This window comes from Micromonospora sp. NPDC048947, assembly GCF_040649495.1.
Taxonomy (GTDB): domain Bacteria; phylum Actinomycetota; class Actinomycetes; order Mycobacteriales; family Micromonosporaceae; genus Micromonospora; species Micromonospora alfalfae.
Genome location: NZ_JBEZFO010000017.1, coordinates 61,147 through 74,277, shown reverse-complemented (window position 1 = coordinate 74,277; position 13,131 = coordinate 61,147). Strand labels below are relative to the sequence as shown.

The 13,131-nt window shown below is 72.3% G+C and carries 12 protein-coding genes, 3 tRNA genes and 1 pseudogene; 11 read left to right on the top strand and 5 right to left on the bottom strand.

Annotated elements, in window-relative coordinates:
• Positions 1-39 precede the first annotated feature (39 nt).
• Positions 40-282, top strand: a complete 243-nt coding sequence (locus AB0B98_RS23465; protein WP_091400768.1) for a DUF6458 family protein — start codon at positions 40-42, stop codon at positions 280-282.
• Between the two features lie 111 nt (positions 283-393).
• Here AB0B98_RS23465 and AB0B98_RS23460 read toward each other — a convergent pair whose 3' ends face one another.
• Positions 394-975, bottom strand: coding sequence for a helix-turn-helix domain-containing protein (locus AB0B98_RS23460; protein ID WP_357365293.1), 582 nt, complete (start codon positions 973-975; stop codon positions 394-396).
• Positions 976-1,090: 115 nt separating this feature from the next.
• Between AB0B98_RS23460 and AB0B98_RS23455 the strand changes: the two genes are divergently transcribed.
• Positions 1,091-1,825 (top strand): GNAT family N-acetyltransferase, encoded by a 735-nt coding sequence (locus tag AB0B98_RS23455; RefSeq protein ID WP_357365291.1) that lies wholly within the window; start codon positions 1,091-1,093, stop codon positions 1,823-1,825.
• A 159-nt stretch (positions 1,826-1,984) separates the two neighbouring features.
• Positions 1,985-2,507, top strand: a pseudogene (locus AB0B98_RS23450) (winged helix-turn-helix domain-containing protein).
• Positions 2,508-2,520: 13 nt separating this feature from the next.
• On the opposite strand, the gene AB0B98_RS23445 reads toward AB0B98_RS23450, so the two are convergent.
• The 3 genes from AB0B98_RS23445 to AB0B98_RS23435 all read right to left on the bottom strand — a co-directional run bounded on the left by AB0B98_RS23445 (position 2,521) and on the right by AB0B98_RS23435 (position 2,786).
• Positions 2,521-2,595: transfer RNA gene (locus AB0B98_RS23445), tRNA-Val, on the bottom strand.
• A 13-nt stretch (positions 2,596-2,608) separates the two neighbouring features.
• A tRNA-Cys gene (locus tag AB0B98_RS23440) sits at positions 2,609-2,679 on the bottom strand.
• Between the two features lie 34 nt (positions 2,680-2,713).
• Positions 2,714-2,786, bottom strand: a tRNA-Gly gene (locus AB0B98_RS23435).
• A 387-nt stretch (positions 2,787-3,173) separates the two neighbouring features.
• Here AB0B98_RS23435 and AB0B98_RS23430 point away from each other — a divergent pair.
• From AB0B98_RS23430 to AB0B98_RS23420, 3 genes are all read left to right on the top strand, one after another.
• Complete coding sequence (locus AB0B98_RS23430) at positions 3,174-3,776, top strand: TetR/AcrR family transcriptional regulator (protein ID WP_238671936.1); 603 nt, start codon at positions 3,174-3,176, stop codon at positions 3,774-3,776.
• A gap of 79 nt (positions 3,777-3,855) precedes the next feature.
• Positions 3,856-4,437, top strand: a complete 582-nt coding sequence (locus AB0B98_RS23425; RefSeq protein ID WP_238671935.1) for a TIGR03086 family metal-binding protein — start codon at positions 3,856-3,858, stop codon at positions 4,435-4,437.
• 140 nt (positions 4,438-4,577) lie between these two features.
• Positions 4,578-7,508: a M36 family metallopeptidase gene (locus AB0B98_RS23420; protein ID WP_357365289.1), complete on the top strand. Its 2,931-nt coding sequence runs from the start codon at positions 4,578-4,580 to the stop codon at positions 7,506-7,508.
• Positions 7,509-7,551: 43 nt separating this feature from the next.
• Here AB0B98_RS23420 and AB0B98_RS23415 read toward each other — a convergent pair whose 3' ends face one another.
• Complete coding sequence (locus AB0B98_RS23415) at positions 7,552-8,445, bottom strand: hypothetical protein (protein ID WP_357365287.1); 894 nt, start codon at positions 8,443-8,445, stop codon at positions 7,552-7,554.
• A gap of 150 nt (positions 8,446-8,595) precedes the next feature.
• On the opposite strand from AB0B98_RS23415, the gene AB0B98_RS23410 reads away from it, so the two are divergent.
• The 5 genes from AB0B98_RS23410 to AB0B98_RS23390 all read left to right on the top strand — a co-directional run bounded on the left by AB0B98_RS23410 (position 8,596) and on the right by AB0B98_RS23390 (position 13,126).
• On the top strand, positions 8,596-9,264 hold the full coding sequence (locus AB0B98_RS23410) for a 50S ribosomal protein L11 methyltransferase (RefSeq protein WP_357365285.1): 669 nt from the start codon (positions 8,596-8,598) through the stop codon (positions 9,262-9,264).
• Positions 9,265-9,273: 9 nt separating this feature from the next.
• Complete coding sequence (locus AB0B98_RS23405) at positions 9,274-10,464, top strand: cytochrome P450 (protein WP_357365283.1); 1,191 nt, start codon at positions 9,274-9,276, stop codon at positions 10,462-10,464.
• Between the two features lie 24 nt (positions 10,465-10,488).
• On the top strand, positions 10,489-11,337 hold the full coding sequence (locus tag AB0B98_RS23400; RefSeq protein ID WP_357365281.1) for a polysaccharide deacetylase family protein: 849 nt from the start codon (positions 10,489-10,491) through the stop codon (positions 11,335-11,337).
• An 89-nt stretch (positions 11,338-11,426) separates the two neighbouring features.
• Positions 11,427-12,359: an ATP-binding cassette domain-containing protein gene (locus tag AB0B98_RS23395; protein WP_357365279.1), complete on the top strand. Its 933-nt coding sequence runs from the start codon at positions 11,427-11,429 to the stop codon at positions 12,357-12,359.
• Positions 12,356-13,126 carry an ABC transporter permease gene (locus tag AB0B98_RS23390; protein ID WP_357365277.1) on the top strand — a complete coding sequence of 257 codons (771 nt, stop codon included), beginning with the start codon at positions 12,356-12,358 and terminating at the stop codon, positions 13,124-13,126. The genes AB0B98_RS23395 and AB0B98_RS23390 overlap by 4 nt, the downstream gene beginning before the upstream one ends.
• Positions 13,127-13,131 lie beyond the last annotated feature (5 nt).

The following is a 13,131-nucleotide window of genomic DNA, read 5'->3' as shown; positions in this document are numbered from 1 at the left end:
GGGCTCGACAGCGCACCACACCCCCTTAAGGAGGCTGTCGTGGGTATCGGCACCAGCATCTTCCTGATCGCGCTCGGCGCGATCCTCACCTTCGCACTGGACGCGAGCGTCGGCGGCATCAACCTCGACGTGGTCGGTTGGATCCTGATGGGCGCCGGCGTGCTCGGCCTGATCATGACCACGCTGATCTGGGGTCGCCGCCGCCAGGTCGTCACCACCACCGAGCAGCCGGTGGAGTATCGCCAGGTCGAGGAGCGGCGGGACATCGCGCCGCCGCTGTGAACCAGCCAGCTCCACCGCTGGCGGAGCCGCCAGGCCACAGTGATTGCGGGCCGGCCACCTTCGGCGAAGGCGGCCGGCTCGCCGCACCGGCGCCCCGGCCGTGTCCGGTGGTCAGTTCAGGCAGGTGAGCGCGACCTCTGCGTAACGCGTCAGCGCCGCCCGGTCCGGGTTGATGGCACCCATCACCCGCAGGCCCTGAAGGCTGGTGACCAGGAAGCCGGCCAGGTCGGTGGCGCTGCGGTCGGTGGTGATCTGACCCCGCAACTGCGCCTCGGCGAGCAGGTCGTAGAGCGCCAACTCCAGGGACTGGGTGGTCGAGCGAAGCCGCTCGGCGACCCGCACATCCTGGTGCGCCCGTTCCATCGACGCCCCGACGATCAGGCAGGAGAGGTGCCGGCCGTCGCCGGTGATGTCGTCCACGGCGCCGATGAACACCTCACGGATGACCGCCCGCGGATCGTTGCCCGAGCGCAGCAGATCGACCATCGGTGTGGCGTAGCGCTGCCGGTACAGGTCGAGCACCGCCAGGTAGAGGCCGTCCTTGCTGCCGAACGCCGCGTAGATCGAGCCGCTGCCCAGGCCGGTCGCCTCGGAGAGGTCCCGCATGGAGGTGCCCTCGTAGCCCTTTCTCCGGAACACGTCCATGGCAGCGTCGACAGCGGCGTCGAGGTCGAACTCACGGGTGCGGGCCATGGCTGAACGCTACCCGCTATCTGGAACGATCGACAAAGTACCGCCGGTCACAGCGGCCGATCCGAGCCGTTTCCGCTGGCCGAGAGCGTGCGCCCTCCGCGTTACGATCCAGATCATGGAGCCTCTCGACGCGGTGCTGGCCGCGCACCGGGCGTATCTGCTCGGTTGGAACATCGGTGTCGGCGGGGGGCCGGACCTCCCGACCTACCGCAGTGACGTGCCGCACGCACCCCTCAACGGCGTGCTGCGGGTGGTCGGGCGCACACCGCGGGACGCGCTCGCCGAGGCCCGCGAGCGCCTGCACGGCGTACCCCGGATCTGGTGGGTTGGCCCGGACAGCGACGCCGGCACCGCCGACGGTCTGGTCGCCCTCGGAGCGGCACAGGTCGCCCGCATGCCGATCATGACCGTGGGGATCGGGGCGGTGGCCGAGGTGCCGAGTCCGGCCGGTGTGCGGATCGCCGAGACCACCGACCTCACCACGTTCGTCCCGGCGTATGCCCGGGTGTCCGGAATCCCGGCGGACGGTGTGGCGGCGACGATCGAACGGGAGAAGGCGTTCAGCGGCGACGGCACTGTGCTCCGGCTGGCCGGCCGCCTCGCTGACGGCCGGGTGGTCGCGACGGCCGTCGCCTGGATCAGCCACGGTCTGGTCACCCTCTACTTCGTCGGCACCCAGCCCGAGCAGCGCCGCAGGGGCATCGGCGCGGCAATGACCAGGGCGGCGCTGGATCTGGCCGCCGAGCGGGGCGCCCGCACCGCCGCCCTCACCTCGTCGGCCGTCGGTGAGTCGGTCTACCGCGGCCTCGGCTTCCGGCCGGTGGGCGAGTTCCGCCTGTTGACCTTCTGAGAGCGGGCGCGCGTCCCGGCGAGCCGCAGTGGATCACGGGTGGCCCTCCTGGCGGAAACCATTGACTACGGGGTTCAGACAGCGTTGTCTTTTACTGGCGCCTGGGGAGGTACGACAGTGATCGACGATGTGTCCCTCGTGTTCTGCGTGACCGCCGACGTGTCGGTGCGCGAGCGGATGGTGCGGCGCCTGGACGGACTCGGCACCCTGGTGATCTGCACCGACCTCGCGGAATTGCAGGCGATGATCGGCGGGCCGGTCATCAGCGGGCCGGCGCGGCTGCCCACCACCACCGCGTCCGCGTCCGCCCCCGCTCCAGCCGTCGGCGCGGCCGGCGAGATCAACCTCGGTGAGCTCACCATCGACCCGCTCGACCATCGGGTGACGTGGCGCGGCGAACCTCTGGCCCTGACCCGGCTGGAGCGCAACCTGCTCACCCAACTCGCCACCGCACCGGTCGGAGTCTGGACGTACCAGCGGCTCTTCGAATCGGTCTGGGGCTGCGCGTTCCTCGGCGACACGTCGATCCTGCACTCGGCCGTGAAGCGGTTACGTCGCAAGCTGGACGCCGTCGACGACACCCTGCGCGTGCACACGGTGCGGGGCATCGGCTACCGGCTCAGCGTCGACTGACGACAGTGGCGCCACAAGCGAAACGGCCCGTCACCGGGTCTTCCGGTGACGAGCCGTTCTCGTGGTGGGCGATACTGGGTTTGAACCAGTGACCTCTTCCGTGTCAAGGAAGCGCGCTCCCACTGCGCCAATCGCCCGTGCTTGTTGCCGAGGTGGGGACGGGATTTGAACCCGCGTACACGGCTTTGCAGGCCGTTGCCTCGCCTCTCGGCCACCCCACCGAGGTTGCCCCCGTCATGCGTGGCGGCAGCTCCGAGCGGACGACGGGATTCGAACCCGCGACCCTCACCTTGGCAAGGTGATGCGCTACCAGCTGCGCTACGTCCGCACGCCCCCGGACGTTCCCGGGTGACGGATGAGAACTTTAGCCGAGTAGGTGTTTGACTGCCAACTCGGGGTCGACTCGGCGCGTCAGGGGTTGCCGGGGCTGGACCGGAGCCACAATCGACAGGCTTCCTAGGTGGCTGATCTGGTGCCTCATTCGCGCACCGCCCGTCACCCTCCGACATCACTACGCAATGATCGTCATCATCGCGTCGCAGGCCCGACCATCGACGTCCGCACGCCCCGACAGCGCGCAGCGGACCTCGACGAACGCCCTCCATGGAACGATCGACGACACCCGGAAGAAGTGTCCGGCTTCCGACTGTCACCGCGCGGATCGGCGCGCGGTGGTAACTGTTCGTGTTCAGTCGGATGGGCTACGGTAACGGTCGTGACGAGACGTGCGGCCGAGATCCGCCTGGATGCCCTGCTGCGCACCGCCTGCGACGTGATCGTGGAGCGCGGTCTGGCCAACACCCGGACGGCGGACGTGGCGAATGCCGCGGGCGTGAGTCAGGCGTTGGTGTTCTACCACTTCGCCACCAAGGAGCGGCTGCTCGCACAGGCATTCGCGTACGCGGTCGAGCAGGATCTGGCCCGCCTGGACGCCGTGACCCGCTCCTCGGCCGCACCGCTGACCAAGCTCCGCCGGATCCTCAAGCTCTACACCCCGGCCGGGCGGGCGACCTCCTGGTCCATGTGGATCGACGGCTGGTCCGAATCGCTGCGTACCCCCGAACTGGAGAAGGTCTCCCGGCGGCTCGACCTGCGCTGGCGACAGGACCTGGCCGCGGTGATCACCGCCGGGGTGGCCGACGGCACCTTCCAGTGCGCCGACGCCGACGGGGCCGCCTGGCGGATCAGCGCGGTGATGGACGGCCTCGCCGTCCAACTCGCCGTGCACGACCGGGTGATCTCCCGCCGCCAGTTCGGCGAGTGGGTCCGGCTGGTCACCTCCCGAGAGCTCGGCCTGGACCCGACCGACCTGGACTGAGCGGGGCCAGCACCGATCCCCCGCACCAGGCCGGGCAAAACGGACACAGCCCGCCCCGTCGACCGGAACAATCGGCAGCATGGACCTCCTGGAGGCGTACCGCCGAAGCCTGGCCGAGTTCATTGACCGGGTGGATCAGATCGAGCCCGGCCAGTGGTCCGACCCGACACCCTGCTCGGACTGGGACGTCCGCACGCTCGTCAACCACGTGGTGAGCGAGGACCGGTGGAGCGTTCCGCTGCTCGCCGGCCGGACCATCGACGAGGTCGGCGACCGGCTCGACGGTGACCAACTCGGCGCCGACCCGATCGCGACGGCCCGGGAGGCCGCCGCGCAGGCCGAGGTCGCCGCCACCCACCCCGGCACCATCGATCGCACAGTGCACCTCTCCAGCGGCGACACCCCGGCCACCGAGTACCTCCAGCAACTCCTCGCCGAGCACCTCGTGCACGGCTGGGACGTGGCGGTGGCGATCGGCGCACAGCCACGGCTCGACCCGGACGCGGTGCACGCCGCCGCCCACTGGTTCGCCGGCCAGATCGACGCCTACCGGCGCAACAATCTGGTCCACACCGGCGTACAGGTGCCCGACGACGCCGACGAGCAGGACCACCTGCTGGCCGCGTTCGGCCGCGACCCCGACTGGGCGCCGGGCGCCTGACCAGATCTCGATCTGTTGGTGCGACAGCGGCTCGGGACCTTGCCGTGACCTCGGGAGACTGATATCCACAGATGCGCATGCGTCACCGCGCATCTGTGGCCGGCGACACGCCGGCCATCCCGCTCCCACGAGGAGGTCCCGTGCCACAACCGGAGTGGTCACCCCCGATGAGCCGGCGTCGACGCCGGCTCATCGCCATCCTGGCGACGACGGCGACGGTCGCCGCGCTGCTCCCCACCGGCGCGAGCACCGCGGCCCCCACCGGCGGCGCGACGTCCGCCGAGCGCCGGTCCGGGCCGTTCGCCGAGGGACACACGCCCGCCGATGCCGACAACCGCACCGGTACGGCGGCACCCGACGCCCGCCAACGCGGCCTCGCCCGCGCCGTCGACCCCGACGTCCGGTGGAACCGGCTCGGCACCCCGCAGGCGCTCGGCCCCGGCCGCGGCCCGCTGGCCAGCGGGCTGCCCGCCGACCCGGAGGCTGCCGCCCGCGCCTACCTGACCGCCAACCACGACCTGTTCGGCATGGACGCCGCCACGGTGGCCAGCATGGAACGGGTGCTGGTCCGACCGATCGGCAGCGGCACAGTGGTCACCCTCCGGCAACGCTTCGGCGACCTCCCCGCCGGGCCGGACGGCCTCGTCACCCTCGCGGTCGCCGACGGCGCGGTGCTCTCGGTCAGCTCCTCGCTGGCCCGCAACACCGGCACGCCAGCGCCGGCCACCCGCACCGCCGAGCAGGCGTACGCCGCCGCGCTCGCCGACGCCAAACTGACCGCCGACGCGGTGGCCAGCCACACCATCCGGTCGGTGGCGGTGCCCACCCCGCTGGACGGGGCACGGGCCGCCTACGAGGTGACCATGATCGGCGCGGACACCGAGCACCCTGCCGCGTTCACCAGCTACGTGGACGGCAGCACCGGGCAGGTGCTGGTCCGCGAGGACCTCGTCGACTTCGACTCCGACAACCCGAGCTGGGCGGTCTTCCCGGCCACCCCGCCCCGCGACCTCGGCCCCGGGCAGGACCCCCGGGTGCGCTGGTGCGGCGACCCGGCCCCCGGCTGCCAGGCGGCCTTCCGCGACCCGGCCACCGGCCAACAGTGGGACGTCGACTCGGCCACCGGCACACCGACCTTCACCTCGCGCGGCAACTCGGCCAACACCGTGTTGTCCTGGGGTGCGAACACCCCGGTCGTGCCGGCCCCCACCAGCCCGGAACGCCGCTACGAGTACCCCTTCACCGACCAGTGGCACCAGGCCCGGTGCAACCCGGCGGTGTTCACCTCCGCACAGCGCAACGACGCGGACGCGTCGATCGCCAACCTCTTCGCCATGCACAACCGGATGCACGACTGGTCGTACCAGCTGGGCTTCACCGAGTCGGCGTGGAACCTCCAGGCGGTCAACCTCACCCCGTCCGGCCTGGGCGGTGACGCCGAGCAGGGGCGTGCCCAGCAGGGCGCGTTGTCAGGCAACCGGAACAACGCCAACCAGGGCACCCCGCGCGACGGGTTGCCGCCGACCACCAACATGTACCTCTGGCAGCCGCAGGCCGGCGGGCCGTACCCGCCGTGCGTGGACGGCGACTACGACATGACGGTGATCGGTCACGAGTACACCCACGCGATCACCAACCGGATGATCGCCGGCCCGGACAGCGGAATCAGCGGCCACCAGGGCGGGTCGATGGGTGAGTCCTGGGGCGACCTGCTCGCCGCCGAGTACCTCTTCCAGCACGGGCTGCGCGCGCCCGGCGAGACGCCCTTCATCACCGGCGGCTACGTCACCGGCAACCTGGTCAGCGGCATCCGCAACTACGACCTGAGCCGCAGCCCGCTCAACTACTCCGACATCGGCTACAACACGGCCGGCCCGGCGGTGCACGCCGACGGGGAGATCTGGGGCGCCACCAACTTCCGGGTCCGCTCCGCCCTGCTGAAGCGGTACGGCCTCGGCACCCCGCAACGGCAGCTCGACTGCGCACTGGGGAAGGTCGCGGCGGATCAGTGCCCGGGCAACCGACGCTGGTCGCAGCTCGTCTTCGACTCGTTCCTGCTCCAGGCCGCCAGCCAGGTCAGCATGCTCGACATGCGGGACAACATGCTCACCGCCGACCTGCTCCGCTTCGGCGGCGCGAACCAGGACCTGATCTGGGCCGAGTTCGCCCGCTCCGGGATGGGCCGGGACGCGGCCACCAACGGTGCCGGCGACACCGACCCGACGCCGAGTTTCGCCTCGCCGCGCGGCGGCAACGCGACGCTCACCCTGCGCCCACGGGGAGACAGCGCCGACGCGCCGATCCGGGTGTACGTGGGGGCGTACGAGGCGCGGGCCGTGCCGGTGGCCGACACCGACCCGGCGACGCCGATCCCGGACACCGTGGAGATGGTGGCCGGCACGTACGACCTGCTCGCCGTGGCCCCCGGCTTCGGGCACCAGCGGCTCAGCGTGGTGGCCAAGGCCGGCCAGGACGGGTACGTCGACCTGCGGATGAGCCGCAACCTCGCCTCCGCCGCGTCCGGCGCCACAGTCACCGGCGACGGGGTCAACCTGGACCGGGTCGTCGACGACACCGAGGCGACGAACTGGGCGTCGGTGGACGGGGTCGCCGGCCGGCAGATCACCGTGGCGCTGCCGGGCGACGCCCCGCAGACGGTCAAGCGGGTGAACGTCAGCGCGATGCTGCGCCCGGCGATCACCGGCGACGCCGACACCGGCGCGCAGAACGCGCTCACCGCGCTGCGTTCGTTCGCGGTGTCCGCCTGCAACGCGACGACCACCGACTGCGCCGATCCGGCGCGCTGGCAGCGCATCTACACCAGTGCGGCGGACGCGTTCCCCGGTGGGGCGTATCGGGCGTACAGCCGCGACATCAACCTCCGGACGTTCGCGGTACCCACCACCCTCGCCACCCACCTGCGACTCGAGGTGCTGGCGAGCCAGTGCACCGGCGGCCCGAACTACGCGGGCGAGCAGGACGACGATCCGGCCACCACCACGGACTGCGCGACCGCCAGCCCGGCCCGGAGCCAGGTCAGGATCGCCGAGTTCCAGGCGTTCTCGAAGTGACGCAGTGGGGCCGGCGGTAACCCGCCGGCCCCACTGCCCTCGATCAGCGGTGCGCTCGACGCCAGGGATCCGCGACGGCCGGGCGTTCCCAACGTCGGTCCACCGGGGGGTCGTCGCCCTCGTCGGCCTCCCCGGCCGTGGCCCGGGTCAGGTGCCGCAGCCGCAGCAGCAGCCCCACCCCGAGGAAGAGCAGCAGCCCGCCGAGCAGGAACGCGACCTGCACCACGCCGAACGCGCTGGACTGCGACACCGGGCGGTCGGCCGACGGTGGTACGGCGTCGGCCGGGTAGTCGGCGGCCGGCTCCTCGGTCGCCGCACTCTCGTCGTCGGTCGGCGCGCTCGCGGATTCGGTGGGCTCCGGCGGGCTCTTCGTCGGCTTCGGCTTGCTGGTCGGGACGCCGCCCACCCCCACCACCGAGCGGGTGGCGGTCTGCCGGGCCAGCAGGCGCAGGTTGGCGTCGTACGCCTCGGCCGCGAGGGTGACCCGCCCCTGGGTGACGTCCTCGTCGAAGGCCACCCGGTAGCGGGCCGTGACGGTGCGGCCCGGGCAGAGCGTGCCCGGGTCGAGCTGCCGGTCGGTCAACCGGGCCACGTCACCCTCGGTGCGGATCTCCAGCGGAAAGTCGCCGGTCTCCTCCACCCGGTCCATCTTCACCTGGTCGAGCCGGAGGCCCCCCTGCACGCTGAGCACCATCGACCAGCGCACCTTCGCGCACCTGGCTCGCCGGTCCGTCTGGGAGACCACAGCGGAGATCGTCCGCACCTGCTCACCGGCGGTGAACCGTCCCGGCAGGCCGCTCATCTCGGTGGTGAAGGCCGCCTGTGCCGGGGCGGCCACCGCCAGCTCCACCCCACTCAGACAGGCCAGCACCACCCCTGCCCTCAGCGCATACCGCCACACCGTCACCACCGCCGTCCTCCGTTCGGTCGCCTCCACCCCGCAACGCTAGAAGCGGGGGACCGCACCGACCAGACGGGTGTGTTCGCACCGGACGGCAAGGACAGGGTGGGTTTTCACCGACCGTGGTGAACCGGTCACCACTCCCCCGCGACACGCCGGGAGTCGGGCCGCTGGGAGAATCACGCCGTGTCCGAGCTCTCCAGCACGTTCGTCCGGCTGCACGCCCGGCTGGCCCCGGTCGCCTTCGTTCCCGAGGTGCGGCTGCACCAGGCTGACGAGCCGATCGGCCTGTGGGAGCTGACCGAGGGCGAGTTCTCCACCGACCGGCCGCCGCCGTTCTGGGCGTTCGCCTGGGCCGGCGGGCAGGCCCTCGCCCGCTACGTGACCGACCACCCGGAGCTGGTCGCCGGCCGGCGGGTGCTCGACCTCGCCTCCGGCTCCGGCCTGGTGGCCATCGCCGCCGCCCGCGCCGGCGCGGCGTCCGTGCGGGCCGTCGAGGTGGACGAGTTGGCGGTGGCGGCGGTCGCGCTCAACGCCGAGGCCAACGGGGTACGCGTCGACGCCGAGTTCGGCGACATCCTCGACGGCGACGCCGGGGATGCCGAGGTGGTGCTCGCCGGAGACGTCTTCTACAGCGAGGCGATGGCCCGCCGGGTCCTGCGGTTCCTGCTGCGCGCCGCCCGGGCCGGCGCGCCGGCGCTGGTCGGTGACCCCGGCCGGGCGTTCCTGCCCCGGGACCGCTTCGACGAGGTGGCCGAATACGACGTGCCGGTGCCGGAGGCGCTGGAGAGTGTGCGGGTGAAGCGCACCACCGTCTGGCGGCTGCGGGCCGGGCTGCCGGGGGCCTCCAGCTAGCGTGTCCGGGTGCTGTTCCGCAGCTGGGCGCAGGTGGCCGACCCCGCATGGCCGGACGTGGCCCGGGTGCCGGACCACGTCGGCGGCACCCACCTGGTCGTGACCCGGCACGCGCTGGTCCGCCAGGTCCTCGCCGACCCGGTCACCTACCGGCCGGACAACGCGCTGGACGCGGTGACTCCGATGCCGGTGACCGCGCTGCGGGTGCTCGCCGGGCACCGGTTCCGGCTGCCGCCGACCCTGGCGAACAACTCGGGCGCCAGCCATCCGCAGATCCGGGCCATCGTCGCGGAGGCGTTGCACCCCGCCCGGGTGGCCGCGCAACGGCCATGGCTCACCGCGCTGGTCCGGGAGCGGGTCGCCCGGATCGACGCCGCGCTCGACGCCGGCGAACCGGTCGACCTGTACGCGGACCTCGCCGCCGACCTGCCGCTGCTGGTGCTGGCCCGGCTGGTCGAGCTGCCGGACGCTCCGGTCGGCGCGGTCAAGGAGTTCGCCCGCGCCGCGCTGGAGCTGTTCTGGGCACCACTGGACTCCGACCGGCAGGTGGCGCTCGCCACCGAGGTAGGCCGGTTCCACCGCGTACTGCGTGACTTCGCGGCCGTCGGGGGCGGTCTGGCCGGGGAGCTACGCGCGGCCGGGCACCCGCCGGACGTGGTGGTCGGCGCCCTCTTCTTCCTGTTGGTGGCCGGGCAGGAGACCACCTCGCAGTTCCTCACACTGCTACTGCACCGGTTGGCCAACGAGCCCGTCGTCCGGGCCGGCCTGCGCAGCGGCGAGGTCGCGGTGGCCGACGTGGTGGAGGAGGGGTTGCGGCTGGAACCACCGATCGTCACCTGGCGGCGGGTGGCGACGACGGAGAGCACGCTGGGCGGCACGCAGGTGCCGGCGGGCAGCAGCCTCGTGCTGTGGCTGGGCCGCGCCGGTCGGGACCCGGCGGTGGTGGAGTCGCCCGACGAGTTCCGTCCGGGCCAGCGTGGATCACGCCGACACCTGGCGTTCGGGGCGGGCGCGCACCGCTGCGTCGGCGACGTGCTGGCCCGGATGGAGGCGGCAGTGGTGGTGGCCGAGGCCGCGCCGCTGCTGGACGGGGTGACGGTGCTCCGTCCGCCCTGGTGCCCGGACAATCTCACCTTCCGGATGCCGGACGCGTTCGTGGTCCGCCGCCTCCCCGAGGCCACCGGGCTGACCGGATCCTGACATCCGCTCGGTATGTTTCCGGGCGTGTCAGCCATCCCCACCCGTCGGATCCCTGCCGTCGTAACGCTTCTGGCAGTGCTGGCGTTGACTGCCTGCACAGTCGGTCCCAGCCACTCGGCGCACGCGCGGCAGGCCGCAGCGGTCCAGCCGACTCCGTCCGCGCCGGTGCCGACCCCCTCGGTCTCGCCGTCCCCGACCGCGAAACCCGCGTTCAAGAGCCTGGCCTGGTACGTGTCCCAGGTGCCGACGTTCCCCGAGGCGCCACTGCCGCAACCGGTACCGCTGCCCACCACCGGTTCGGCAGCGTTCTGGCACCGCCTGCCGACCGACCAGAAGGTCGCCTTCATCACCATCGACGACGGTGGGCTGGCCCGCCCGTCGGAAGTGATCGACTTCATCTGGGAGGCGCGTATCCCGGTGACGATGTTCCTCAACTCGCCGGCGGCGGCGGAGCACACCGACTACTTCCGGCAGATCGAGGCGGTGGGTGGGGTCGTGGAGAACCACACCATCAGGCACAACTCGCTGGCCGGCCGGTCGTACGACTATCAGAAGCAGGAGATCTGCGGCGCCGCCGACAAGCTGGAAGGGCTGTTCGGCAAGCGGCCCACACTGTTCCGGCCACCGTTCGGCGAGCATGACAGCACCACGCTGAAGGCCGCGCACGACTGCGGCGCGAAGGCCGTCTTCCACTGGACCGAGACCGTCCACGAGGGGAAGGTGCGCTACCAGACACCGGAGAAGGTGGTCCAACCCGGCGACGTGCTGCTGATGCACTTCCGACCGGCGCTGATGGACGACCTGCTCGCGGCGTTGAAGGCGATCCACCGGGCCGGGCTCACCCCGGCGCTGCTGGAGCAGTACGTACGGTGATCAGCCCGCCACCGACCTGACGAAAGTCAGGGGTCGGTGGTGCCGTTCGGGCGCGGCGGGGCGGCAGACCGCTCGCCTAGCGTCAGCGCATGATCACATTACGTGGGTTGACGAAACGGTTCGGGTCGACAGTCGCCGTCGACGCGTTGACTGTCGACATCGCGCCCGGCCGGGTCACCGGCTTTCTCGGCCCCAACGGCGCCGGCAAGTCCACCACCATGCGGATGATCCTCGGGCTGGACCGTCCCACCGCCGGGCAGGCCCTGGTGGGCGGGCGCGCGTACCGGGAATTGCGCCGGCCGCTGCACGAGGTGGGCGCGCTGCTCGACGCCCGGGCCATCCACCCGGCCCGGTCCGGGCGGGCGCACCTGCGGGCCATGGCGCACAGCAACGGCATCCCGACCCGCCGGGTCGACGAGGTGCTGGACACCGTCGGGCTGGACGGGCGGGCCGCCGGCAAGCCGGGGCGGACGCTCTCACTCGGCATGGGCCAACGGCTCGGCATCGCCGGCGCGCTGCTCGGCGACCCACCGGTGCTGATGTTCGACGAGCCGGTGAACGGACTCGACCCGGACGGGGTGCGCTGGGTGCGGCAGCTGATGCGCTCGCTCGCCGACGAGGGGCGGACGATCTTCGTCTCCAGTCACCTGATGAGCGAGATGCAGCTCACCGCCGACCAGCTCGTGGTGATCGGCCGGGGGCGGCTGCTCGCCGACGAGCCGATCGGCGAGGTGATCGCCCGCAGCACTGTCGCGGTCCGGGTCCGCAGCCCGCACCCGGACGGGCTGGCCGCGCTCGCCGCGCGCCTCACGGCCGCCGGGGCGAGCGTCGAGGCCGCCGACCGCAACGAGCTGACCGTCACCGGCGCCACCGCCGACCAGGTCGGCGACCTGGCCCACGAACTGGGGGTACGACTGCACGAGCTGAGCGCGCACGCCGCGTCGCTGGAGCAGGCGTTCATGGAGCTGACCGCCGACAGCGTCGAGTACGCCGGCGGCCCGACCGGAGGTGGGGCGCGATGAGCACCAGCACCCGTCACGGCGCCGTGGCCGCCGAGTGGACCAAGCTCTCCTCGGTGCGGAGCACCTGGTGGACGGCGCTGGCCGGGCTGCTCGTGATGGCCGCCAGCGCCGGTCAACTGGCCATCTACGCCGCCAACGACAACACCAACGACGACCCGACCGACGACAGGGGGATCGTCACCGTCGGCAGCGTGCTGATCGACTCGGTCGAGATGACCCAGTACGTGGTGCTGGCGCTGGGCCTGCTCGCGATCACCGCCGAGTTCACCAGCGGCACCATCCGCACGACGCTGCAGTGCACCCCGTCCCGCGGTCGCGTACTGCTGGCCAAGGCCGCGGTCGCCGGTGCGGTCACCTTCGCGCTCGGTCTGCTGCTCGGCGGCGTCGGCGCCCTGGTGGCCCGGCCGGTGCTCGGCGAGTGGGGCAGCGCACCGGCCGCCGACACGATCGGCGACATCGTGGCGGTGGCGACCTACCTGGCGCTGATCGGCGTGCTCGCCCTGGGCCTCGGCGCCGCGCTCCGCAGTGCGGTGCTCACACTCACCGTCCTCCTCGCCACCCTGATGATCGTGCCGCTGTCGCTCCAGGAGCCGGACATCGACGTGCTGAACCGGATCGCGGACGTGTTCCCCGGCGTGGCCGGCGGGCACTTCCTGGCCGGCGACACCGAGCCGTACCCGCCAGTGGTCGGGCTGCTGCTGCTTGCCGGGTGGGCCGCCGCCGCGCTGCTGCTGGGCCGGGCGGCACTGCGCCGCCGCGACGCGTAGGGGAT